Source organism: Romboutsia timonensis, assembly GCF_900106845.1.
Lineage (GTDB): Bacteria > Bacillota > Clostridia > Peptostreptococcales > Peptostreptococcaceae > Romboutsia > Romboutsia timonensis.
Window position 1 is genome coordinate 438,335 of the sequence record NZ_LT629850.1, and the last position, 23,565, is coordinate 461,899.

Consider the following 23,565-nt stretch of genomic DNA (forward strand, 5'->3'; position numbering starts at 1 on the left):
AGTATATATACTCCAATAAGTGGAAATAAAGAAAGAGGAGACTAATATGAATATAAATTCAAATACTAATACGATATGTCTTTTAGGACATCCTATAAAACATAGTTTTTCGCCAACTATACATAACTATTTATTTGAAAAATATTCTGAAAATAATATATACGTATGCTTTGATGTAAAAGAAGATAAATTAAAAGATTGCGTATATGGAATAAAAGGATTAGATATAAAGGGGTGTAATGTTACAATACCTCATAAAGTTAATATAATTAAATATTTAGATAGTATAGATGATAATGCGAAATTAATAGGAGCTGTAAATACTATAAAAAATAAGGGAGGTATATTAAAAGGATACAATACTGATGGGCGAGGATTTGTAAAGTCGATTTTAGATAAAGATTATGATATAAAAAATAAGAAAGTAATGATAATAGGTGCAGGTGGTGCTTGTAGAAGTATAGCTATAGAAATGGCATCACAAGGTGTGAAGTCTATAGAAATTAGAAATAGAAGCTTAGATAGAGCAAATGAAATTATAGACTCTATAAATAAGAATTTCAATACAGAGGCTAATTGTTCAAAAGATGCGATAGATAGTAGTTGTTTAATGGATATAGATATTTTAATAAATACTACGCCTATAGGTATGGAAAGTGATTTATGTCCAATAGATACAAATATAGTAATAGATAAAAAGTTACTAGTTTGTGATATAGTTTATAAGCCACAAAATACCTCTTTTCTAAAGTGGGCAAAGAAAAATAATTTAGAAATTATATATGGAATAGATATGCTTATAAATCAAGCGCTAGAGGCTTTTTATATATGGACAGGTATTAATCCTTGTAATGAAGATTTTGAACATATAAAGAAACTTTATGAAAATAGTATTTAATAAGTTTTAACTAGGAGGAAATTTGAAAAATAAAAGTGATGGATTTACATATATTGAATGCGTAGTTAGTTTATCTATAATATGCACTTTAGTTTATATGGTTTCAGTATCGTTATATAATAATTATTTTATATTAAACAACAATATATCAAAAATAGAGATGACAAATATTGCAAAGTCTACTTTAGATTACATAAAAGAAAGTGTTAGAAATAAAAATATAAGTGGTAATTATAATGATACTGAGACTATCAATGACTATGAAATTAGAAAAATAGTAGAAGAAGATGAATATTACTATAAGTGTTATAAAATAGTAATAGAAGTAAAGAAAAAAGAACAAATAAGGAGGCTTGAAAGCTATGTATTACAGCAATAAAGGCTCCGTATTAATATTTATATTAATAGTATTCTCTATAGTAAGTACAATAACTATGATGTGTATAGGATTAAATTATAGCAATAGTAGAATTAACAATTTAAATTATCAGAATATAGCTATGAAAGAATCTTTATTAAGTTCAATAGAACTTGTACATAGCAATATATTAAAAGAAGTAAGTATAGCCCTTGAAAATAGTGAAACAGAGGAAGAGTTTAAAAACTATTTTCTGGGAAATATATTTGTAAATAATATAAAAAACATCTCAAATAGTCAAATTCAAAATACAACCATAAGAATACCTAGCAAAATAATTTGTGATTCGAGTGGATTAATTACTTTTCAAATAGAATCTACGTTTAAACAAGATAACTATACAAAAAAGTATAGAGCGAATGTAGAAATAAATACAGACTTAAATTTTTTTAATACCAGTGATGAAATAGAAAATAAATTTGAAACTTTAGGTATAAATAATCTTAATAAATTCACGGATACATATGACAAAACTATAAATTACGAAAAAGAAAATAATTTAGAATCTGAAAATAAGACTGATAAAATATTAGATTCTAATAATGAGACTATAAATAATGATAAAAATATCGAGACTGATAAAGTTGAAATTGAAGATGAAAATAATATAAAAATAAAAAATATAGACCCAAGCAGTATAGTTACAGTTTATGATTATAAGGAGATATAAAAATATGAAAAGAGAAGGAATGTGACTTTAGTAGAACTTGTAATAACTATAAGTATAATACTACTAATAACAACTTTATGTTTTCCTAGTGATAATGTAGAGAAGTATCAAGTAAATTCATTTATAAAACAATTATGTTCAGATATAAGATATGTAAGGAATATAAATATGATGGGAAATACAAATGCTTATGTATATCTAAATAATAATGATGAAGGTAGTAGTTTTACTTTAAATGAAAATAAAAAAGATATAAAACAAGTACATTTACCTAAGACATGTAAAATAGAGTATACGAGGCCAATGATAAAATTTAAGGTAGACGGGACACCATATCCTTCTGGAACGACTATAAAAATCATTTATAAAGATATAAAAAAAGAAATAACAATAGTGCCTATAAGTGGAAGGGTGCTTATAAAAGAAGGTAAGTATGAAGTATAGAAAAGGATATATACTTATAGAAAGTGTAATAACATTATCAGTAATAATGATATTAGCATCTATAATTTATTCAATAGTACATTTATCAATTAATATAAAATTAAATATAGAAGATAAAATAGAACTTCAACAACAAGCTATGGAAATTACAAACTATATTGACGAATTAATTGGAAATTCTAAAGGTATTATAGGTATAACTTCAAAAGAAGAAATAAATAATTTCTTATCAGTGACATCAATTAAATGTAAATATAAAGATAGTAGTAATAAGTTACAAGATAAAGAAATTAAATTTATTCCAAGTAGCAATAAATTATTTATAAAAGATGTAACAGCAAGTAGTGGGTATGAAATTGGAGATTATGTAGATAAGGTACTGATTTCAAAGGAAAATAGTGATAAAATTATAGATATTAAATTGAAGTTATCAAAAAACAAACAAATTTATGAAACTAAGTTCACTATAGATATAATAAATTTTAAGGGAGAAGACATATGAGAGTAATACTAATAGGATTTATGGGAGTAGGAAAAACATCTGTAGGTAAAAAATTGGCTAAAAAGTTGAATTTTGATTTTATAGATACTGATTATGAAATAGAAATATTAGCAAATAAAACTATACCTGATATATTTGAACAAGATGGAGAAAAACATTTTAGAAAACTAGAAAGTATTATATTAAAAAAGTTTATAAAAAAAGAAGATGTAGTAATATCAACAGGTGGAGGTATAATTACTACTAAAGAAAATTATAATATATTAAAAAATGAAGAAAATGTAATATTTCTAGATGCAAGTGTTGAAACTATAATAAGTCATTTACAAAATGAAAGAAATAAAAGGCCGTTATTAAAAGAATGTGAAAATTTAAATAAAAAAATAGAAGAATTATTGTCTACTAGATATGAAAAGTACAGAAATGTAAGTGACATATTAATAGATATAAATGGTAAAAATATAGACGAAGTAATTAGTCAAATACTTGTTTATATTTGATGATTTATGATATTATAATTATATGAAATTGTAATCAGATAGTTGGAGGTAATTGTGAAAATCTTAGTAATTAATGGTCCAAACTTAAATATGTTAGGAAAAAGAGAACCTCATATCTATGGAAATGCAACCTTAGATGATTTAATAAGCTTTATAAAAGATACATTTAGAGAGAATTTTGAAATAGAGTTTTTTCAAAGTAATCATGAAGGAGAAATAATAGATAAACTTCATGAAGCAAGTGATATATTTGATGGAGTAGTTATAAATCCAGGAGCTTTTAGTCATTATAGTTATGCGATTTATGATGCAATTAAATCTATCAATATTAATTGTGTAGAAGTACATATTTCTAATATTCATCAAAGACAAGAGGAATTTAGAAAGAAGAGTGTTACAGCAGGTGCATGTATTGGGCAAATATCAGGCTTTGGTTTTTATGGATATATATTAGCGATAAATGCATTAGTTAATAGTATATAAATAATTATAATTTACTTGACAAGATTACAATAGAGTATATAATTTACAGAGTATACGATAATAAAAGGATAGATATGGGCAAACTAGTAATCTAGAGAAATATTTGCCTAAAATTAAATTTAGAGATTTGATTATAATAATAATATAATTGAATTAATCCTAAGTATCGAAGAATAAAATTATTTTTATATGGAGGGACAAAATGGTAAATGCAAGTGATTTCAGAAAAGGTGTAACATTTGAAAAAGATGGTCAACCATGTTTAATAGTTGATTTCCAACACGTAAAGCCTGGTAAAGGAGCAGCTTTCGTTAGAACTAAATACAAAAACTTAAAAACAGGAGCTATAAGAGAAGAAGCTTTCAACCCAAGTGATAAATTCCCTAAAGCTCATATAGATACAAGACAAATGCAATACTTATATAATGATGGTGAATTATACTACTTCATGGATGAAGAAACATATGATCAAATACCATTAAACTATGAGCAAGTTGAAGATGCTATAAAATTCTTAAAAGAAAATGAAGTAGCTACTATAAGATTCTATCAAGGTCAAGCTTTCCAAGTTGAAGCTCCAAACTTTGCAGAATTAGAAGTAGTAGAAACTGAACCAGGAATAAAAGGAGATACAGCAAGTAACGTAACTAAGGCAGCTACAGTTGAAACTGGAGCAGTTGTTCAAGTTCCTTTATTCATAAATCAAGGTGACAAAATAAAAATAGACACTAGAACTGGAGAATATTTATCAAGAGTTTAGTTTTTTATGTATAAAAAGCTTGTATATCTTAATAATAAAGATGTACGGGCTTTTAATTTATATAAAAAAGAAAGAGAGGGGTACATATGAAATATTTATATGAAGAAGTAGCATATCTTAAAGGTCTAGCTGAAGGGTTAGAGATATCAAAAGAAACTAAGGAAGGGAAAATAATACATAAGATAATAGATGTATTAGAAAGTTTTGCAGATTCTATAGTAGAACTAGATGAAGAACAGTGTGATTTAGCAGAATATGTTGAGTCTATAGATGAAGATTTATCAGATATAGAAGATGACATATATGATGATGACGAGCTAGATGAAGATTGCGATGATCTTAGTTTTATAGAAATGGAATGCCCAAACTGTAATGACTTAGTAGAAATAGATGAAGAGTTATTATATGATGATGAAGTTGATGTAGTTTGTCCGAATTGTAAAGCTATAATATTATCTTCTGATGATGACGATTATAGTTGTACAGATTGTGATTGTGAAGAATAATTAAATATAAACTAATATGCCTATGAGATAAAAGTCTCATAGGCATTTCTATATAATATAAAACTTTCCAACTTAAATACATAGTAAAATATATATTTAAGTTAAAAACTTAAAGTTATAAAAATATTATAATAATGAAAAATTTATGCAATTTATATAATAAAGTTTAAATTATAAATATATTTATTTTAAAGTAAATAATATATAAAATACTTTATAGAACATAGTTAAAAACTAATTTTATTTTGCAATACTTTTAGAAAAATAGTACACTATAAGCTAGGAAAGTTAATTCGGAGGTATTATAATGAAATTAAACAAAAATATATTAGACAGCATAGCTCAATTTGAAAATATTATCGGATATAGATTTAATAATAAAGAATATATATTAGAAGCACTTACTCATAGTTCATATTCTAATGAAAATAAAGGGTATAACTTTAATGAAAGATTGGAGTTCTTAGGAGACTCTATACTTAGTATAGTCATAAGCGATTACTTATTTAAAAAAGAAACAGAATTACCTGAAGGAGAACTTACTAAGTTAAGAGCTAATATAGTGTGTGAAGAATCTTTAAGTGAAGTAGCTATTAGTATAAAACTTGGAGAATATATGCTACTTGGAAAAGGAGAAGAAGCAACTGGGGGAAGAGAACGAATATCTATTCTTGCTGATGCTTTTGAAGCAGTTATAGCAGCAATTTATTTAGACGGAGGACTTAGAGAAGCTTCTAAATTTATATTAACATATATGAAAGATATAATTACAAACTCTAGAAAAGGAAAAATATTTAGAGATTATAAGACTCATCTTCAAGAGGTTTTACAGAGCAAAGGTGAAGTTAATATATGGTATAAATTAATAGATGAAAAAGGTCCAGACCATAATAAGAAATTTGTTATGCAAGTTGGTATAGATAGTAAGATTTTAGGATTTGGAGAAGGTAAAAGTAAAAAAGAAGCAGAACAAGTTGCTGCAAGAAAAGCATTAGATAATATTAATTAAAATTTAACAGAGTTTATAGTAAAGGGTGATAATAAATGAAAAAAAGAATAATACCTATATTTGTACCTCATAGAGGTTGTCCTCATGATTGTATATTTTGTAATCAAAAGAAGATAACAGGGGTTAGCACAGACATAACTAGTGAAGATGTAAAAAATATAGTAGATGAATATTTAACTACTATAGACAAAGATGCTAATGTTGAAATTGCATTTTTTGGAGGGAGCTTTACTGCAATAGATGTAGATATACAAAAAAGTTTATTATCTGTAGCTAAGGAATATGTAGATAAAGGATTAGTCAATGATATAAGAATGTCTACAAGACCAGACTGCATAGATGAAGATATACTGAAAATGTTAAAAGAATATAAAGTTAGTATAATTGAACTTGGTGTGCAATCTTTAGATGAAGATGTACTTAGAGATAGTATAAGAGGGCATCATGCAGAGGAAGTATTTAAAAGTGCAAAATTAATAAAGGATTATGGTATACAATTAGGACTTCAAATGATGGTAGGTCTTCCATCTGATGCAGAAAGAAAGTGTATAGAAACTGCAAGGAAATTTATAGAAATGAAGCCTGATTGTGTAAGAATATATCCAACGTTAGTAGTAAAAGAAACAGGGCTTGAAAATTTATTAAATGAGAGAAAATATAGTCCATTTACATTAGAAGAGAGTGTACAAATAGTAAAGAAACTTTTAGCTTTATTTTATGTTAATAATATAAACGTAATAAGAGTAGGACTTCAAGCGACAGACGATATACAACTTGGTAAGGCTATACTTGATGGACCTTATCATCCAGCATTTAGAGAATTAGTAGAATCTGAAATGATTAAAGATTACTTAAAATCTATTGTTATAGAAAATAAGGTTAAAAGTAATATATTAGTTAAGACGAATAAGAAGAACATATCTAAAATAATAGGTAATAAAAAAAGTAATAGTAATTATATGAAAAATGAATTAAACGTAATATTAAAAACTAAAGAAGAAATTATAGATACAAATACATTAGAGATTGTATTAGATGATAACATTGAAGTAGAAACTAACATGAATCATATTTATGAAAGTTTATATAAAATATACAACCTTTAGTTTTATCATTGAAGGGAGAGAGGACGTTGTATTTAAAGCGACTTGAAATAAAAGGATTTAAGTCATTTCCTACAAAAACAGAGATAGTTTTCAATGAGGGAATAACAGCAATAGTTGGTCCAAATGGTAGTGGAAAAAGTAATATATCAGATGCTATTAGATGGGTTTTAGGAGAACAAAGTGCTAAAAGCCTGAGAGGAGATAAATTAGAAGACGTAATATTTGTAGGAACGGAGTCTAAAAAGGCTATGAACTATTGTGAAGTAGCTATAACACTAGATAATAGTGATAATAAATTAGAATTAGGATTTAGCGAAGTTACTATAAAAAGAAGAGCTTATAGAACAGGAGAAAGTGAGTTTTTCTTAAATAATAAAAGTTGTAGATTGAAAGATATAAAAGAAATACTATTAGATACAGGTATAGGTAAGGATGGATACTCAATTGTAGAACAGGGTAAAGTTGATGAAATACTTAGCAATAATCCTGTTAATAGAAGAAAGGTATTTGATGAAGCTTGTGGTATATCTAAGTTTAGATATAAGAAACAAGAAGCAGAGAGGAATTTAAAACATACTAAGGAAAACTTAGAAAGAATAGACGATATATATATAGAAATAGAAAATCAACTTAAGCCATTATTTTTACAACAAGAAAAAGCAGTAAAATATTTAGAGTTTAACAAAAAACTAAAAGTGTTAGAAGTTAATAGTTGTATAAAAGTGGTAGCTGAATTAGAAGCAGAGTTAGATGAATTAAATAAACATAGTAATTTATTAGGAAGTCAATCTAGCGAAATTCAAAAGCAAAAGAGTACTTTAGAAAAGGCTGTTGAAGAAACTAATATAGAAATAGAAAATATTAATGATGGAATAAATAAGTCTCAAGATTATATAAATACAATTAAGTCTGTAATATCACAAAAAGATGCTCAAGTTAATCTTATAAACGAAAAAATAAGAAACTGTAAAAATGAGATAGAAAGAAATAAAGAAGAGATTATTTATATAAAAGAAAAATTAAATAGTGACAAAATAACATTAGAAAAATTAATAAATCAAAAATATGAAAAAGAAAAAATTATAAATGATTTAAATATAGATATAAAATCTATAGAGTCTAATAATAAAGAAAGTAGAGATAAGATAGAAACTATCAATCGAGATTTAGAAAATTTAAAGGACGAAATAATAAATCTTTTAAATAACAAACAAGATACTACAAGTAAACTTTCAACTTTAAATGCTAATAAAGAGAGTATAAATTTAAGAAAAGAGACTATAGATTTAGATATAAGGGAAATAAAATATAAGATAGATAAAAAGATAGAAGAAGTATCAAAAGCTTCGGAAAAGTTAGAAGATAAAACTAAATCTATGGAGAGTTTAAAAAATGATGAAGTAAAAACTAATAATGATTTTAATATACTACTAAACAAAAGTAATAATATAGAAAAGCAAATTCAAAATAGTAAGTATAGCCTAAATGATTATAAATCAAAGCTTAATATATATATTGAAATGGAAAATCATTATGAAGGATTTAATAAAGGTGTAAAAGAAGTTCTTAAAAATAAAAACTTACAAGGGATACAAGGAGCTCTTGGCCAAGTTATAGAGGTTCCTTCTGAGTTTGAAAAAAGTATTGAAGCATCACTGGGTGCTTATATGCAAAATATAATAACTAATGATGAATCAAGTGCTAAGTTTGCTATAAACTATTTAAAGAAAAATAACTTAGGTAGAGTTACATTTTTACCTATGAATATAATTAAATCTAATAAGATAGATACTAGAAATATAAAAGTAGGTACAAGTTTTATAGGAATAGCTAGTGATTTGATAAAGTTTGATGACAAATATAGAAATATAATAGAAAATATACTTGGTAGAACTATAATAATAGATAATATAGATAATGCTATAAAGTTTGCCAAAGAAAATAACCATAAATTTAAGGTAGTAACATTAGATGGAGAAATATTAAATCCAGGAGGATCTTTAACTGGGGGAAGCTTAAGAGTAAGTGGAAATATATTATCTAGAAAAAGGCTTATAAATGAATATAAAGAAAAAATAGAATTATTAAAAGCTGAAATAGATAGATTGTATATAGAAAAAAATGAAGTTGATAATAATACAAAAATAATTAAAGAAAAGCTAAAGCAAATAAGTATAGATATAAATAGTCTTGATAAAGAAATTATAATTGAAAATGCAGAACTTAATAAGTTTAAAGAAGAAATAAAATCTTTAAAAATAAGTGTTGAAAAGTTAGAAAATGAAAAAGATGGATTAGGTTCTAACTTAGAATATATATTAGAAAAATCTAAATTAATAAAAGATGATATATTATCTATAGACACTAAACATGATGAAAATAAATTACAAATAGAAAGTTTAACTAATAAGTTAAAAGAATATAACTCTTTATATGAAGATGATAAATTAAAATTTGATAACTTAAACTTAAATCTAGTGAAGCATAATCAAATATATGAAAGTATAATTAGAGATATACAAAGAATTAGTGAAGAAAATAAAACCTTAGAAAATAAGTATGTACAAATAGAAAAGTCTTTAAATGATAAAACTATAGAAACATCTAAATTAGAAGAAGATATAGTTATAGAAGAAACAGAAAAAATAAGCTTAAATAAACAATTAGTAGATAATACAAGAAGTCTAGAAACTAAAAAATTATCAAAAGAAAGTTTAAAAGAAAAATTAGAAGATTTAAATAAAGAATCAAAAAATATAGACAGACAATATATTGATTTAAAAGAAAGTTTATTTAAAGTTGAAAGTAAAATAGAAAGACTAAAATCTAATAGAGAAGATCATATAAATAGTTTATTTGAAAAATATGAAATAACTTTAGATCAAGCTATAGAAATGAAAGATGATAACTTAGATGTAGATAAAAGATATCTTGAAAATATAAGAAAAGAAATAAGAAATCTTGGAAATGTAAACTTAGATTCTATAAAAGAATATGAACATATAAAAGAAAGACATGATTTCTATAGTGAACAAAAGAAAGACTTAGAACAGTCTATAGAAGTTATAGAAAAGCTTATATATGAACTAGAAGAAAATATGAAAAAGGAATTTGAATCTAATTTTAACAAAATAAATGAAAACTTTAAGTTTGTATATAAAAGATTATTTGGTGGAGGTAATGGAGAATTAAAGATTGTAGATAAAAACAATATATTAGAAAGTGATATAGAGATAACAGCTCAACCACCAGGAAAGAAAATGAAAAACTTGAATCTATTATCAGGGGGAGAAAAAGCTCTTACTGCTATAAGTATATTATTCTCTATTATACTTGCAAAACCAACTCCATTTTGCATATTAGATGAGATAGAAGCTCCACTTGATGATGCAAATATATTTAGGTTTGGAGAGTTCTTAAAAGAATTATCTAACGAGACTCAGTTTATATCAGTTACTCACAGAAGAGGAACTATGGAAGCTGCGGATTATATATATGGAGTAACAATGCAAGAAAAGGCAATATCAAAGGTTTTAAGTTTAAAACTTAAAGAAGTAGAAGAAATTATAGATGCTATATAATATTAGACTTAATAGGTTAATGATATTTACTTTTTTATAAATAAAAATAAAGTGAAAATAATCTAATTTAATAGACTTATATAAAAAATTACTTAAAAATATTTAATTTATATTTGTTACTTTCTATATAGTTCAAGGATTATATAGAAAGTAACGATATAGTTACTAAAATTATACATATATTTAGGTTAAACTTAAATTATACTAAATAATATTAGTTATAGGAGGAAAATAAGTGTTTAAAAAGCTATTTAAATTTGGTAATAAAAAACAAGAAGAAGCAAATGACAATGAAGTGGTAAATGAACACGATACTGCTATTGAAGAAAATAATGATAATGTAAATGAAAGTAAACAAGAAGATATAGCAGTATCAAATGAAGATGTAGTTGAAGAGAAAGTAGAAAATGAAGAAACTAAAGATTTAGAAAATAGTGATGTGTCTGAAACGATAGAAAGTGTGGAAGAAAAAGATACTGAAGATGAAAATTTACATAATCAATCTGAAAAAATAAATGAATATGATATAATTGAAGAAATAAAAGAAAACATAGCTACAGATGAAATAGAAATAAATGAAGAGAAGATTGAAGATACTTTAAATGATGAAAAAGTAAATGAAGTCGTAGAAAATATAGAAGAATCTACAATACATGATCAAGAAGTTATTATAAATGAAGTAGATGAAGATATTAAAGAAGAAAATATTGAAGTTGTAGAAGAACCTCAAAAGAAAGTAAATTTATTTGAAAGGTTAAAGCAAGGATTAACTAAAGCTAAACAAGGTATAACGGATAAAATAGATGATGTATTAAAATCTTATACAAAAGTAGATGAAGAGCTATTAGAAGAGTTAGAAGAAATATTAATAACAGCTGATGTTGGTGTAAATACAACTATGGATATAATAGATAAACTAAGAGATAAGATTAAAGAAAATAAAATAACAGAGCCTGCAGGAGTTAAAGCAGAATTAAAAAATATAATAGGAGAAATATTAACTAATGAGAACTCTACATTAAATGTAGAAAAGTCTCCAACTATAATACTTATGGTAGGTGTAAATGGTGTAGGTAAAACGACTACTATAGGTAAATTAGCTAATAGATATAAACAAGAAGGTAAAAAAGTTTTACTAGCGGCAGGGGATACATTTAGAGCAGCTGCAATAGAGCAATTAGAAGTTTGGGCAGGAAGAAGTAATGTTGATATAATAAAACATCAAGAAGGTGCAGACCCAGGAGCTGTTGTATTTGATGCTATAAAAGCTGCTAAAGCTAGAAAAGTAGATTTATTAATATGCGATACAGCAGGAAGACTTCATAATAAAGCTAACCTTATGAATGAATTAGGTAAAGTATTTAAAATAGTAGATAGGGAATTCCCAGAAGCTAATAAGGAAGTATTATTAGTAGTTGATGCTACTACGGGACAAAATGCAGTAGTACAAGCAAAAACATTTAAAGAAGTAGCAGATATAACAGGAATAGTTTTAACTAAGCTTGATGGAACAGCAAAAGGTGGGGTTGTACTTGCAGTTAAGAGTGAAGTTGATGTTCCAGTAAAGCTTATAGGTGTTGGAGAAAAAGTAGAAGACTTACAAGATTTTGATGCAAAAGCCTTCTCTGAGGCGCTATTTGGGAGTAATTAGTAATTAAAATAAAATGTTGACAACAAACGCTATATGATATAAAATACAATGTGTAAAGTAAATAACCTTTACAGTATGTATCATGGAAGTGTGATTATGAATATAGAAAAAATGGTTGAGATTGGCTTGCTATTTGAACAATATAAAGAATTATTAACTGATAAGCAAAGAGAAATAGTTTCATTATATTATGAAGAAGATTATTCTCTAGGTGAAATTAGTGAAAATTTAAATGTATCTAGACAAGGTGTATACGATACATTAAAGCGTTCAGAGAAAATACTAAAGGATTATGAAAATAAATTACATTTAGTAGAAAAAATACAAGAGCAAGAAAAACTAACTAAAACTATAATAGATAAAATTGTTGACATTAAGCAAGATTTATTGCAAAATAGAGATTGTGCTAATTTAATCCCTAAAGTAGAAAATATAGAAGATATATGTAGGGAGATGTTAAAATGATATTTGAAGGATTATCAGATAAACTACAAGGAGCACTTGGTAAGTTAAAATCAAAAGGAAAACTTACTGAAAAAGATGTTAAAGATGCTATGAGAGAAGTTAAACTTGCTCTTTTAGAAGCTGACGTTAACTTCAAAGTAGTTAAAGATTTCGTAAAAAAAGTTCAAGAAAGATGTGTTGGACAAGAGGTTATGAGTAGTTTAACTCCTGGACAGCATGTAATAAAAATAGTTAATGAAGAACTAACAAGCCTAATGGGTGATGTATCTAGTAAAATTATGATATCTCCTAAACCACCAACTATAATAATGATGGTTGGTCTTCAAGGGGCAGGTAAAACTACTACATCAGGTAAGCTTGGAGGTTACTTTAAAAAACAAGGTAAAAGACCACTTCTTATTGCCTGTGATATATATAGACCAGCAGCTATAAAACAATTACAAGTTGTTGGAGAAAAATTAGATATACCAGTGTTCAATATGGGTGATAAAGAAAGCCCAGTAAACATAGCTAAAGCAGGACTAAGTCATGCTATGAAAAATAATCATGATTTAGTTATTATAGATACAGCCGGTAGACTTCATATAGATGAAACTTTAATGGATGAATTAAAGTCAATAAAATCAGAAGTTAAACCACATGAAATTCTTTTAGTAGTTGACTCAATGACAGGACAAGATGCAGTAAATGTTGCAGAAAGCTTCAATGAAGCTCTTGGTGTTGATGGAGTTGTATTAACGAAACTAGACGGAGATACTAGAGGTGGGGCTGCACTTTCCATAAGAGCTGTAACTCAAAAACCTATAAAGTTTATAGGTATGGGTGAAAAACTAGATGATTTAGAACCATTCCATCCAGATAGAATGGCATCTAGAATATTAGGTATGGGAGATATCTTAAGTCTAATAGAAAAAGCTCAAGAATCTATAGATTTAGATAAAGCTAAAGAATTAGAACAAAAAATTAAGAAACAAGATCTTGACTTTGAGGATTTCTTAGAGCAAATGGAACAAATTCAAAATATGGGTCCTTTAGATAAAATTTTAGGTATGATACCAGGTATGGGTAATATAAAAGACCAACTTGGGGATGTAGACCTAAATGGAAAAGAAATGAAGAGAACAAAAGCAATTGTTCAATCTATGACAATAGAGGAAAGAAGAGACCCAAGTATATTAAATGCTTCTAGAAAGAAAAGAATTGCTAGAGGTAGTGGTACAAGTGTACAAGATGTAAACAGACTTATAAAGCAATTTAATGAAATGAAGAAAATGATGAAGATGTTTACAGGATCTCAAAAAAGTATGAAGAAAAGGGGCGGTTTTCCCGGACTTCCTTTCTTTAAATAAATAAAAAATAGACAAAAACATTATTCGGAGGTGCTATTATGGCAGTTAAAATAAGATTAAAAAGAATGGGATCAAACAAAAAGCCTTTCTACAGAATAGTAGTTGCTGATTCAAGATCTCCAAGAGATGGAAAATTCATAGAAGAAATAGGATACTACAACCCAGTTTCTCAACCAAAGCAAGTTAAAATAAACGATGAGAAAGCTGTTAAGTGGTTATCAAATGGTGCACAACCAACTGATACTGTAAAAACTTTATTAGTTAACAACGGTGTAATGGAAAAATTCGAAGCTTCTAAGAAATAATAATTTTTAATTAGGAGAGATGAGTATATGAAAGAGCTAGTGTTAGATATAGCTAAAGCTCTAGTTGATAATCCTGATGCAGTTGTAGTTGAAGAAACAAGAAAAAATGATGAAATCATTTTAAAGCTTACTGTTTCTCAAGACGACATGGGAAAGGTTATCGGAAAGCAGGGCAGAATAGCTAAAGCTATAAGAACTGTCGTAAGATCTGCTGCAAACAGAGAAAAAGTAAAAGTTTCTCTTGAGATAGTATAAAAGGATTAGGTATATGCCTAATCCTTTTTGTATATACTCAAAATACATAATTATAGCTAATAAATTTAATAATATAATAATGAAAGAAAGTCATAAAGATTTTTAACATAAGGAGATATATTGATGGAAAAGCTAACACATTTTAAAATAGGACAAATAGTAAATACTCAAGGTTTAAAAGGAGAAGTTAGAGTTTATCCTTTTACTGATGATATATATAGATTTGATGATTTAGAAGAATTCTACTTAGGAAAAGACTTAGAAACTAAGTGGGAAGTTGAAAGAGTTAGATATAAAGGCAACATGGTTATAATGAAAATAAAAAATGTTGATAGAGTTGAAGATGCAGAAAGATTAAGAAATAAGTTCATGTATGTTTCAAGAGAAGATAGTAGAGAATTAGAAGAAGGTGAATTCTTTATAGCAGACATGATAGGTATGGATGTATATACATTAGATAATAATCACATAGGAACATTAAAAGATGTATTACAATATGCAGCTAATGATGTATACGTTATAAAAAGTAACGATGGTAAGGAATTTTTAATACCTGCTATAACTAAGTTTGTGCCTACTATAGATATAAATGAAAGAAAAATGATAATAGACCCTATTAAGGGTATGTTAGACTAGGTGATAGTATGAGATTTCATATAATGACACTTTTTCCAGAAATATTTCATTCGTACATGAATGAAAGTATAATGAAAAAAGCAGTAGAAAAAAATATAATAGAAGTTAACATATATAATATAAGGGATTTTTCTACTAATAAACATAAAAAAGTAGATGATTATCCATTTGGTGGTGGAGCAGGAATGGTAATGACTCCACAACCTATATATGATACATATAAACATATAATAGAAAAGCATGATATAAAAAATCCAAGAGTAGTATATTTAACTCCAAAAGGTAAGGTTCATAATCAAAGTATTGCACAAGATTTTTCTAAGCTGGATGATGTAATATTTTTATGCGGGCATTATGAAGGAATAGATCAGAGGATAATTGATTTAATAGTTACTGATGAAATATCTATAGGTGACTATGTATTAACAGGAGGAGAACTTCCAGCACTTATACTTATAGATTCTATATCAAGACTTATACCAGGAGTATTAGGACAAAATGAATCATTTGAGGAGGAGTCTTTTAAAGATAATTTATTAGAATATCCTCATTATACTAGACCTAGAGAGTTTATGAACTTAGAAGTTCCGTCAGTTTTACTATCTGGAAATCATAAGAATATCGATAAATGGAGATATGAAGAGTCGATAAAAATTACCAAAGAAAGAAGACCAGATTTGTACAAAAAAGCTTGTAAATAAACAATATATATAGTATAATTTTAAATGTTGAAAAAATAAACGGGCATTCCTCTTTTTACACGTAGGAGGTAATTAAGAATGTCTATGATACTAGGAGGAAGAATAATGAACGAATTAGTAAGAGCATTAGGACAAGAACAATTAAAGAAAGAAGTTCCTAACTTTGGACCTGGGGACACAGTAAGAGTTCACGTTAAAATAGTTGAAGGTAAGAGAGAAAGAATACAAGTATTCGAAGGTGTTGTTCTTAAGAGACAAGGTGGAGGAATACAAGAAACTTTCACAGTTAGAAAAATATCTTTCAACGTTGGTGTAGAAAGAACTTTCCCAGTACATTCTCCAAGAATAGAAAAGATAGAAGTAACTAGAAAAGGTAAAGTAAGAAGAGCTAAACTAAACTACTTAAGAGGTAGAGTAGGTAAAGCTGCTAAGATAAAAGAAGCTAGATAATTAAACTTTACTATAAAATAAAGGACTGATTTTATCAGTCCTTTTTACATATATTGATATTATTAATTTAAATATAATATCGATGAATAGATTAAAAATTTATATTATAGAAATAATAGAAGTATTATATTAAATACTTAAAAAAGCTTATAATATAATGTATAAATTGAAATAAAAAAGAATGAATAATTTACATAAAGGAGTGATAATCATGGCAAGAGGAGACAGAATGGGAGAAAATTATGATGATTATCTAAGAGATGATAATTTACATATAAACTGGTATCCAGGTCATATGAAGAAAACTAGAGATTTAGTTAGAAATAACTTAAAGCTAGTTGATGTTGTTGTAGAACTTTTAGACTCTAGAATACCTTTTAGTAGTAGAAACCCAGATATAGATAATTTAGCAGGGAATAAGCCTAGAGTTGTCATATTAAATAAATGTGATTTAGCGGATAGAGCTAAGTTAGATAAATGGATAAAATACTATAAAGACCGTGGAATCAAAGCAATACCAGTAGATACTTTAAAAGGTGTTGGTTTAAATAAATTAGTAGATGAATGTAGAAATGCAGTTAAAGATAAAATGGATGCATTAAAAGAAAAAGGAAGAAAAGAAAGACCTATAAGAATAATGATAGTAGGTATTCCAAATGTTGGTAAATCATCTATAATAAATAAATTAACAGGTAGAAAAAGCACAGTTACAGGAGATAGACCAGGTGTAACTAAAGGAAAGCAGTGGGTTAGATTAAAAGGAAACTTAGAATTACTTGATACACCAGGTATACTTTGGCCTAAATTTGAAGATCAAGATGTTGCACTTAATTTAGCATTCTGTAGAGCTATAAAAGATGAGATACTAGATGTTGAAACTTTAGCTCTAAGACTAATTGGAAAGCTTATGGAGATAGAGCCAGAAAAATTAAAGGCAAGATATAAGCTAGAGGAATTAGGTGATAGAGATATAGAAACTATGGATATGATAGGTCGTAAAAGAGGATTTATAATGGGGAATAAGGAACTTGATTATACTCGTATAGCAACGACAGTTTTAAATGAATTTAGAGATGGAAAAATAGGAAAAATAACTTTAGAAGTTCCTGAAGACATAAAAAAATAGATACAATATAAAAAATATCATCTAATGTTAGATGATATTTTTTTACGTATAAGGAAATTATATCATGAAAAAAGTGGAAAATTTATGAATATGAGTAATATCAACTTTATAAAAGTAAAAATGATATTTTGAGCAACGGATTTATCCGTAGCGTGAGCAAGAATATATCGTTGGCGAAATGAGCGGAGCGAATTTTTTATATTATAAATAATAATTATAAGGTATACTAAGATATAGCTAATAAATTATGAGTAATTTTATATCTTAAAATTAAGTAGAGATACTTTTTTAATGGTATATGTAGGCATTATATTTATATATATTTTAGGATAGAACATAGTACACATGATATAAAAATTACATCGTATAAATAACGTGAGGAGAAGATCATGAAGAATAAAAGTGTAAAGGAAATTAAAGAAATAGTAGATAGTTTAAGTATAGATAAGTACTTAGAGTATATGGATATATTAAAAGACGATGAAAGAAAATCAGTTCAAAATATAGCAATTAAAATGGGAAGAAAATTAGATAATATAAGAAAAGAAGAAGAGAGATTAGAACGTATAAATACATATGAAAATGAAGGATACACTAAAGGATATTTATATATAGGTGGAATAGACGAGGCAGGGCGTGGTCCACTAGCAGGGCCTGTAGTAGCTAGTGTGGTAGTGTTTAAACCAAATACTAAGATAGAAGGGATAAATGATTCTAAAAAGCTAAGTGAAGCTAAAAGAGAAGAGTTATTCGATAGAATAAAGGAAGAAGCTTTAGACTATGGAATAGGTATAGTTAATAATGAAGATATAGATAAATATAATATATTAAATGCTACTTACATGGCCATGAAAAAGGCTTTAAATTGTTTAAAAAATACACCAGATTATTTATTAATAGATGCTGCTACAATACCAGGAATAGACATACATCAAAAGCCAATAATTAAGGGAGATTCTAAATCTATATCAATTGCGGCAGCTAGTATATTAGCTAAAGTTACAAGAGATAATATAATGTATCAATATGATGAAATATTCCCGGAATATGGATTTAAATCGCATAAAGGTTATGGAACAAAGGAACACTACGAAGCAATTGAAAAATATGGAATAACTCGTATACATAGAAAGAGTTTCTTAAAGAATATGTTATAATTTTATATGAAAGTTTAATTAAAAATTTATATAGAGGAGTCTTATAATGAATTTTAAAGAAGTTGAGAAAGTTGCTAGAGAAAAATTTAATGGAAGTTGCAAGGTATGTAAGGTATGTAATGGTATTGCTTGTGCAGGTGAAGTTCCAGGTATGGGCGGAAAAGGAAGCGGGTCTTCATTTATAGATAATAGAAAAAGTTTAGAAAAAATAAAAATTAATATGAGGGTTATACATAATGTTTCTAATCCAGATATTACTATAGAATTGTTTGGAAAGAAAATGGATGCTCCAATATTTGCAGCACCTATAACTGGAACAACTTTAAATATGGGTGGAAAAATTTCTGAGAGAGATTATATAGAACCTGTTGTAAAAGGATGTATAGATAGTGGTGTATACGCTATGGTTGGAGACACTGCAGTTGATGAATTTTTATTAGAAAACTTAAGTGTACTTAAAGAGTATAATGGACAAGGTATAGTATTTATAAAGCCATGGGAAAATGATGATATAATAAACAAAATAAAGTTGGCAGAAGAGTCAAATGCTATAGCAGTAGGTGTTGATATAGACGCATGTGGTCTTGTTACATTATCTATGCATGGAAAAAAAGTTGTTCCAAAAACTGTAGAAGATTTAAGAAAACTTAAAAATTCGACTAAATTACCTTTTATAGTTAAAGGGATAATGACTGTTGAAGATGCTCTAATGGCTGTTGAAGCAGGTGTTGATGCAATAGTTATATCAAATCATGGTGGTAGAGTATTAGATTGCACTCCTGGAGTTTGTGAAGTAATTCCATCAATTGCAAAGGCGGTAAAAGGAAAAATTACTATACTTGCTGATGGTGGAGTTAGAACTGGAGTAGATGTGGTTAAAATGATAGGTTTAGGTGCAGATGCAGTTTTAATAGGAAGACCATTTGTAACAGCTTCATTTGGTGGTAAAACAGATGGGGTTAAGACTTATGTAGAAAATATAAAAAATGAATTAAAATCAACTATGATTTTAACAGGATGTCAATCTATAAGAGATATAGACAGTAAGGTTATATATAATTATTAAGCATAAAAAAGGAGCTATTAGTAAAACTAAGAATTATAGAGATACTATAAAACTTTGTTTTAAAATAGCCCTTTTTTATTTTAAAGCTCTACTTTAAAAGTTGTTATGTTTAAAATGAGTGTTTGTTGATATTACAAATATTTAATATTAACAAAAATATTAAATATTATTATATTTTTATTAATATTATTTATATTTTCATAGAGCTTTTAAAATAATTATTTAAATGGATTATCCATAACATTTATTATATCAGATTGTTTAACTTGTGAGGCAGTATTATTATAAGAATTTTTTAGTTTTTCTAAAGTTATATTATCTAAATGACTAAAATCTTCATTATTAGTTATAGGTAGAACCTCAAAAACTATCTTACTTCCATCATTATATTTATTAACCCATGTAGGAATACAATTTACTTTAGATACAAATGTTTTGTCTGTATTTTTAGTAATTTCTATGTTAACCATAAGCCCATCTTCAGTAAAAGGTGTTCCTAAAAGTTCCCTTCTTTGATTTGATATAAAATTTCCAAGAGAATATATAACTAAAGTTTCATGACTTTCATCAGTAGATTTTATTATTTCAACGGGTTGAACTACATGAGGGTGAGATCCTATTATTATATCTACGCCACTATCGCTAAGTTTTTGGGCTAAATCATATTGAAATTGGTTAGGAACTCTTCTATACTCATCTCCCCAATGAATAACAAGTATCTGAATATCTGTGTGTGATATATTTTTTAGGGTATTATTTATAGTATTAAAAGCGTTATTTACATCTGAGCTATCAAATACATTTAATTTATCTTTAGACTTATCTGAAATTCTGATACCATTTAAAAGTTTAGTATTTTCTCTAAGTTCGCCATAAGAAAAAGCTGTTATTCCTAAACTTATTCCATTAACTTCTTTTATTAAATAATTCTTATCACCAACATTTGAAATTGTTCCTATAGTACTAAGGTTTCTAGATTTTAGTACATCTAAAGTTCTTTCTACTCCTAAATCACCTTTATCAAAAGAATGGTTATTTATAGTTGAAACTACATCTACGCCTGCATTTTTTAATGCATCAGCCAAGGTATCAGGAGTATTAAAAGTTGGATAAGAACTATATGGTATACTATCGCCAGCTAATGTGGTTTCTAAATTTGCAATAGATAAGTCTGCTTTTTTTATGTAACTTGACACATATTTATAATTATTATCAAAAGAATATGTATTTGTTTTAGGATCGTATTGTGCATTAAGTTGAGGTGTATGAGCCATAACATCTCCTATTGCATTTATAGTAACCTTACTAGTTTTATTATCTGCTAAAGTTTCTAAAATTTGTTCATCTTTTACTACTTCGCTATTACATTTTTTATCAAATAAATTAAAATTATTAAATAAAAAAATAAAAGTTAGTACTAAAATTGATAAGTATAATCCTATTATTTTAAACTTCTTTTTTCTTCTACTACTTTTCTTTTTTTTATCACATCTTCCCATTAAACATTCCCCCTATATAGTGATTTTAATAATTCAATTAAAAAAATTCAATTATAAAAGGAAAAAATGTATATAAAATGAATATTAGGGACAATACTTACAAAAAAGTACATAGGAGATACTTATGAATAATATTCAAAAAGGTAGAGCTGGTGAAAGGATAGCATTAAAATATCTAATAGATAATAAGGCAAATATTTTAGAAACTAATTATAGAATAAATAGTGGAGAAATAGATATAATAGCTAAAATTAATGATGAATTAGTATTTATAGAAGTTAAGTCAAGAACTAACATAAAGTTTGGTTATCCAGCAGAAGCTGTAGATTGTAGAAAAATTAGAAAAATAGTAAATACAGCTAAATATTATATCTTAAAAAATAATTTAAATAATGTACCGATAAGATTTGATGTTATAGAAATATATTTAAAAGATAAGAAGATAAATCATATAGTAAATGCTTTCTAGAAAGGAGTGAATATGCTTAGTATAATAAATTCTAGTAATTTAATAGGAATAAATGGTTATCTAATAAAGATAGAAATAGATATAACTAATGGGATTCCTTCATTTAATATAGTAGGTTTAGCTAGTACTGAAATAAAAGAGTCTAGGGAACGTGTAAAATCAGCAATAATAAATAGTGGATACAGATTTCCTAACTCTAGAATAGTTGTAAATTTATCACCTGCAGATATGAAAAAAGAAGGGTCTTTTCTTGATTTAGCTATATCTATAGGAATTTTAAGAGAATTTATAAGAAAAGATGATGGATACTTAAATGAAAGTATGTTTATAGGAGAACTTTCTTTAGATGGAAAGCTTCAAAAGGTAAGGGGAATACTTCCAATTATAATAGGGGCTAAGGAGTGTAATATAAAAAGATTATTTTTACCATATGATAACTTTTTAGAAGGATTATTTATAGATGGTATAGATATTATACCCGTAAAGAGTTTAAATCAATGCATAGACTTTTTAAATGGAAGTTTAGATATATGTAAAGAGTCTATTATTGAGGATATTAATATAAACAAAAAAGAAAAAAGTCAAAACGAATATGAAGAAGATTTTTGTGATGTATCTGGAAATTATTTTGTAAAGAGAAGTGCTGAAATAGCTGCAGCAGGTAATCATAATATGTTAATGATAGGCCCTCCAGGCTCTGGAAAAACAATGATAGCAAAAAGAATAAGGACAATACTTCCAGATATAAATAAGGAAGAAATGTTAGAAGTTAGTAAAATTTATAGCTCAATAGGATTAATAGATAATCAAAAAGGTTTTTTAGATAAAAGGCCATTTAGATCACCGCATCATACATCTACAAAGCAAGCTATGATAGGTGGAGGAATTGATGCAAAGCCAGGAGAGGTTGTATTGGCTCATAGAGGTATACTGTTTTTAGATGAAATAGCTGAATTTGATAGAAAAATATTAGAAACGTTGAGACAACCTATAGAGGATAAGATTATAAATATATCTAGAATAAAATATAATTTTGAATATCCATGCAATTTCTTATTAGTAGGTGCGATGAATCCATGTCCATGTGGATATCATATGTCAGAAAATGAATGTAGGTGTAAAACATATGAAATAGACAGATATATAAACAAAATATCTGGACCATTATTAGACAGATTTGATTTATTTGTAGAGGTAAATTCAATACCATATAAAGAGTTTATAAATACAAAATCTGAAACGTCTCATGATATAAGAAAAAGAGTTCAAAGTGCAAGATATATACAACAAACTAGATTCAAAAATTATAATATAAAAACTAATGATGAAATGAATTCTTCAATGGTAAATGAGTATTGCAAATTAAATGATGAAGGATCAGAAACTATCAACTTAATATTTAATAAATATAAATTAAGTAATAGAAGTTATATGAAATTATTAAAAGTTGCAAGAACAATAGCAGATTTAGATGGAGAGAATACTATAAAATCTAATCACATAGTAGAAGCTTTTTCTTTTAGAAAAACTTATTATAAATATTTTGAACAGAGGTGATT

26 protein-coding genes are annotated in these 23,565 nt (G+C 26.6%); 25 read left to right on the forward strand and 1 reads right to left on the reverse strand.

Annotation, left to right across the window (positions count from 1 at the left end):
* Positions 1–46: 46 nt before the first annotated feature.
* The 23 genes from aroE to BN7997_RS04820 all read left to right on the forward strand — a co-directional run bounded on the left by aroE (position 47) and on the right by BN7997_RS04820 (position 20,038).
* Positions 47–898, forward strand: coding sequence for a shikimate dehydrogenase (gene aroE, locus BN7997_RS04710; protein WP_071119712.1), 852 nt, complete (start codon positions 47–49; stop codon positions 896–898).
* A 22-nt stretch (positions 899–920) separates the two neighbouring features.
* Complete coding sequence (locus BN7997_RS04715) at positions 921–1,277, forward strand: hypothetical protein (RefSeq protein WP_071119713.1); 357 nt, start codon at positions 921–923, stop codon at positions 1,275–1,277.
* On the forward strand, positions 1,261–1,986 hold the full coding sequence (locus BN7997_RS04720) for a hypothetical protein (RefSeq protein WP_071119714.1): 726 nt from the start codon (positions 1,261–1,263) through the stop codon (positions 1,984–1,986). Before BN7997_RS04715 ends, BN7997_RS04720 begins: the two co-directional genes overlap by 17 nt.
* Before the next feature lie 21 nt (positions 1,987–2,007).
* Positions 2,008–2,430 (forward strand): hypothetical protein, encoded by a 423-nt coding sequence (locus BN7997_RS04725; protein ID WP_071119715.1) that lies wholly within the window; start codon positions 2,008–2,010, stop codon positions 2,428–2,430.
* Positions 2,420–2,932: a type II secretion system protein gene (locus tag BN7997_RS04730; RefSeq protein ID WP_071119716.1), complete on the forward strand. Its 513-nt coding sequence runs from the start codon at positions 2,420–2,422 to the stop codon at positions 2,930–2,932. Before BN7997_RS04725 ends, BN7997_RS04730 begins: the two co-directional genes overlap by 11 nt.
* Positions 2,929–3,432 carry a shikimate kinase gene (locus tag BN7997_RS04735; protein ID WP_071119717.1) on the forward strand — a complete coding sequence of 168 codons (504 nt, stop codon included), beginning with the start codon at positions 2,929–2,931 and terminating at the stop codon, positions 3,430–3,432. Before BN7997_RS04730 ends, BN7997_RS04735 begins: the two co-directional genes overlap by 4 nt.
* A gap of 54 nt (positions 3,433–3,486) precedes the next feature.
* Positions 3,487–3,915 carry a type II 3-dehydroquinate dehydratase gene (gene aroQ, locus BN7997_RS04740; protein WP_071119718.1) on the forward strand — a complete coding sequence of 143 codons (429 nt, stop codon included), beginning with the start codon at positions 3,487–3,489 and terminating at the stop codon, positions 3,913–3,915.
* A gap of 202 nt (positions 3,916–4,117) precedes the next feature.
* On the forward strand, positions 4,118–4,675 hold the full coding sequence (gene efp / locus BN7997_RS04745; RefSeq protein ID WP_071119719.1) for an elongation factor P: 558 nt from the start codon (positions 4,118–4,120) through the stop codon (positions 4,673–4,675).
* 86 nt (positions 4,676–4,761) lie between these two features.
* Entirely contained in the window at positions 4,762–5,181 is a 420-nt protein-coding gene (locus BN7997_RS04750; protein ID WP_071119720.1) for a CD1247 N-terminal domain-containing protein, read from the forward strand.
* A gap of 307 nt (positions 5,182–5,488) precedes the next feature.
* Positions 5,489–6,190, forward strand: a complete 702-nt coding sequence (gene rnc / locus BN7997_RS04755; protein WP_071119721.1) for a ribonuclease III — start codon at positions 5,489–5,491, stop codon at positions 6,188–6,190.
* 35 nt (positions 6,191–6,225) lie between these two features.
* Positions 6,226–7,296, forward strand: coding sequence for an elongator complex protein 3 (locus BN7997_RS04760; RefSeq protein ID WP_071119722.1), 1,071 nt, complete (start codon positions 6,226–6,228; stop codon positions 7,294–7,296).
* Positions 7,297–7,322: 26 nt separating this feature from the next.
* Complete coding sequence (gene smc / locus BN7997_RS04765) at positions 7,323–10,877, forward strand: chromosome segregation protein SMC (RefSeq protein WP_071119723.1); 3,555 nt, start codon at positions 7,323–7,325, stop codon at positions 10,875–10,877.
* A 235-nt stretch (positions 10,878–11,112) separates the two neighbouring features.
* Positions 11,113–12,528 carry a signal recognition particle-docking protein FtsY gene (gene ftsY, locus BN7997_RS04770; RefSeq protein WP_074010960.1) on the forward strand — a complete coding sequence of 472 codons (1,416 nt, stop codon included), beginning with the start codon at positions 11,113–11,115 and terminating at the stop codon, positions 12,526–12,528.
* Between the two features lie 96 nt (positions 12,529–12,624).
* The gene (gene ylxM / locus BN7997_RS04775; RefSeq protein ID WP_071119724.1) at positions 12,625–12,993 is read left to right on the forward strand and encodes a YlxM family DNA-binding protein; all 369 of its coding nucleotides are present in this window, start codon (positions 12,625–12,627) and stop codon (positions 12,991–12,993) included.
* On the forward strand, positions 12,990–14,342 hold the full coding sequence (ffh, locus tag BN7997_RS04780) for a signal recognition particle protein (RefSeq protein ID WP_071119725.1): 1,353 nt from the start codon (positions 12,990–12,992) through the stop codon (positions 14,340–14,342). The genes ylxM and ffh overlap by 4 nt, the downstream gene beginning before the upstream one ends.
* 38 nt (positions 14,343–14,380) lie before the next feature.
* Positions 14,381–14,647 (forward strand): 30S ribosomal protein S16, encoded by a 267-nt coding sequence (rpsP, locus tag BN7997_RS04785; RefSeq protein WP_071119726.1) that lies wholly within the window; start codon positions 14,381–14,383, stop codon positions 14,645–14,647.
* A 27-nt stretch (positions 14,648–14,674) separates the two neighbouring features.
* Entirely contained in the window at positions 14,675–14,902 is a 228-nt protein-coding gene (locus BN7997_RS04790; protein WP_071119727.1) for a KH domain-containing protein, read from the forward strand.
* 120 nt (positions 14,903–15,022) lie between these two features.
* A complete protein-coding gene (gene rimM, locus BN7997_RS04795; protein WP_071119728.1) occupies positions 15,023–15,538 on the forward strand; it encodes a ribosome maturation factor RimM in 516 nt (171 codons plus the stop codon).
* 8 nt (positions 15,539–15,546) lie between these two features.
* Complete coding sequence (gene trmD, locus BN7997_RS04800) at positions 15,547–16,239, forward strand: tRNA (guanosine(37)-N1)-methyltransferase TrmD (protein ID WP_071119729.1); 693 nt, start codon at positions 15,547–15,549, stop codon at positions 16,237–16,239.
* Between the two features lie 105 nt (positions 16,240–16,344).
* Complete coding sequence (gene rplS / locus BN7997_RS04805) at positions 16,345–16,689, forward strand: 50S ribosomal protein L19 (protein WP_071121358.1); 345 nt, start codon at positions 16,345–16,347, stop codon at positions 16,687–16,689.
* Positions 16,690–16,900: 211 nt separating this feature from the next.
* Positions 16,901–17,815, forward strand: coding sequence for a ribosome biogenesis GTPase YlqF (gene ylqF, locus BN7997_RS04810; RefSeq protein ID WP_330385860.1), 915 nt, complete (start codon positions 16,901–16,903; stop codon positions 17,813–17,815).
* A gap of 389 nt (positions 17,816–18,204) precedes the next feature.
* Positions 18,205–18,972, forward strand: coding sequence for a ribonuclease HII (locus BN7997_RS04815; RefSeq protein WP_071119730.1), 768 nt, complete (start codon positions 18,205–18,207; stop codon positions 18,970–18,972).
* 46 nt (positions 18,973–19,018) lie between these two features.
* On the forward strand, positions 19,019–20,038 hold the full coding sequence (locus BN7997_RS04820) for an alpha-hydroxy-acid oxidizing protein (RefSeq protein ID WP_071119731.1): 1,020 nt from the start codon (positions 19,019–19,021) through the stop codon (positions 20,036–20,038).
* Positions 20,039–20,256: 218 nt separating this feature from the next.
* Here BN7997_RS04820 and BN7997_RS04825 read toward each other — a convergent pair whose 3' ends face one another.
* A complete protein-coding gene (locus BN7997_RS04825) occupies positions 20,257–21,537 on the reverse strand; it encodes a CapA family protein (protein WP_071119732.1) in 1,281 nt (426 codons plus the stop codon).
* Between the two features lie 124 nt (positions 21,538–21,661).
* Here BN7997_RS04825 and BN7997_RS04830 point away from each other — a divergent pair, with 124 nt between their 5' ends.
* Together BN7997_RS04830 and BN7997_RS04835 are read left to right on the forward strand one after the other, a co-directional pair.
* Positions 21,662–22,006, forward strand: coding sequence for a YraN family protein (locus BN7997_RS04830; protein WP_071119733.1), 345 nt, complete (start codon positions 21,662–21,664; stop codon positions 22,004–22,006).
* 12 nt (positions 22,007–22,018) lie between these two features.
* Complete coding sequence (locus BN7997_RS04835) at positions 22,019–23,563, forward strand: YifB family Mg chelatase-like AAA ATPase (RefSeq protein WP_071119734.1); 1,545 nt, start codon at positions 22,019–22,021, stop codon at positions 23,561–23,563.
* The last annotated feature ends 2 nt before the right edge of the window (positions 23,564–23,565 follow it).

What these genes read in the sequence shown, in the direction of transcription:
- BN7997_RS04720 (WP_071119714.1), top strand. Translation starts at nt 1,261, where the DNA reads ATGTATTACAGCAATAAAGGCTCCGTATTAATATTTATATTAATAGTA.
- BN7997_RS04825 (WP_071119732.1), bottom strand. Translation starts at nt 21,537, where the DNA reads ATGGGAAGATGTGATAAAAAAAAGAAAAGTAGTAGAAGAAAAAAGAAG.
- BN7997_RS04835 (WP_071119734.1), top strand. Translation starts at nt 22,019, where the DNA reads ATGCTTAGTATAATAAATTCTAGTAATTTAATAGGAATAAATGGTTAT.
- BN7997_RS04760 (WP_071119722.1), top strand. Translation starts at nt 6,226, where the DNA reads ATGAAAAAAAGAATAATACCTATATTTGTACCTCATAGAGGTTGTCCT.
- BN7997_RS04750 (WP_071119720.1), top strand. Translation starts at nt 4,762, where the DNA reads ATGAAATATTTATATGAAGAAGTAGCATATCTTAAAGGTCTAGCTGAA.
- BN7997_RS04735 (WP_071119717.1), top strand. Translation starts at nt 2,929, where the DNA reads ATGAGAGTAATACTAATAGGATTTATGGGAGTAGGAAAAACATCTGTA.
- ylqF (WP_330385860.1), top strand. Translation starts at nt 16,901, where the DNA reads ATGGCAAGAGGAGACAGAATGGGAGAAAATTATGATGATTATCTAAGA.
- rplS (WP_071121358.1), top strand. Translation starts at nt 16,345, where the DNA reads ATGAACGAATTAGTAAGAGCATTAGGACAAGAACAATTAAAGAAAGAA.
- aroE (WP_071119712.1), top strand. Translation starts at nt 47, where the DNA reads ATGAATATAAATTCAAATACTAATACGATATGTCTTTTAGGACATCCT.
- BN7997_RS04730 (WP_071119716.1), top strand. Translation starts at nt 2,420, where the DNA reads ATGAAGTATAGAAAAGGATATATACTTATAGAAAGTGTAATAACATTA.
- ffh (WP_071119725.1), top strand. Translation starts at nt 12,990, where the DNA reads ATGATATTTGAAGGATTATCAGATAAACTACAAGGAGCACTTGGTAAG.
- rnc (WP_071119721.1), top strand. Translation starts at nt 5,489, where the DNA reads ATGAAATTAAACAAAAATATATTAGACAGCATAGCTCAATTTGAAAAT.
- BN7997_RS04820 (WP_071119731.1), top strand. Translation starts at nt 19,019, where the DNA reads ATGAATTTTAAAGAAGTTGAGAAAGTTGCTAGAGAAAAATTTAATGGA.
- BN7997_RS04790 (WP_071119727.1), top strand. Translation starts at nt 14,675, where the DNA reads ATGAAAGAGCTAGTGTTAGATATAGCTAAAGCTCTAGTTGATAATCCT.
- ylxM (WP_071119724.1), top strand. Translation starts at nt 12,625, where the DNA reads ATGAATATAGAAAAAATGGTTGAGATTGGCTTGCTATTTGAACAATAT.
- trmD (WP_071119729.1), top strand. Translation starts at nt 15,547, where the DNA reads ATGAGATTTCATATAATGACACTTTTTCCAGAAATATTTCATTCGTAC.
- BN7997_RS04815 (WP_071119730.1), top strand. Translation starts at nt 18,205, where the DNA reads ATGAAGAATAAAAGTGTAAAGGAAATTAAAGAAATAGTAGATAGTTTA.
- BN7997_RS04830 (WP_071119733.1), top strand. Translation starts at nt 21,662, where the DNA reads ATGAATAATATTCAAAAAGGTAGAGCTGGTGAAAGGATAGCATTAAAA.
- efp (WP_071119719.1), top strand. Translation starts at nt 4,118, where the DNA reads ATGGTAAATGCAAGTGATTTCAGAAAAGGTGTAACATTTGAAAAAGAT.
- rpsP (WP_071119726.1), top strand. Translation starts at nt 14,381, where the DNA reads ATGGCAGTTAAAATAAGATTAAAAAGAATGGGATCAAACAAAAAGCCT.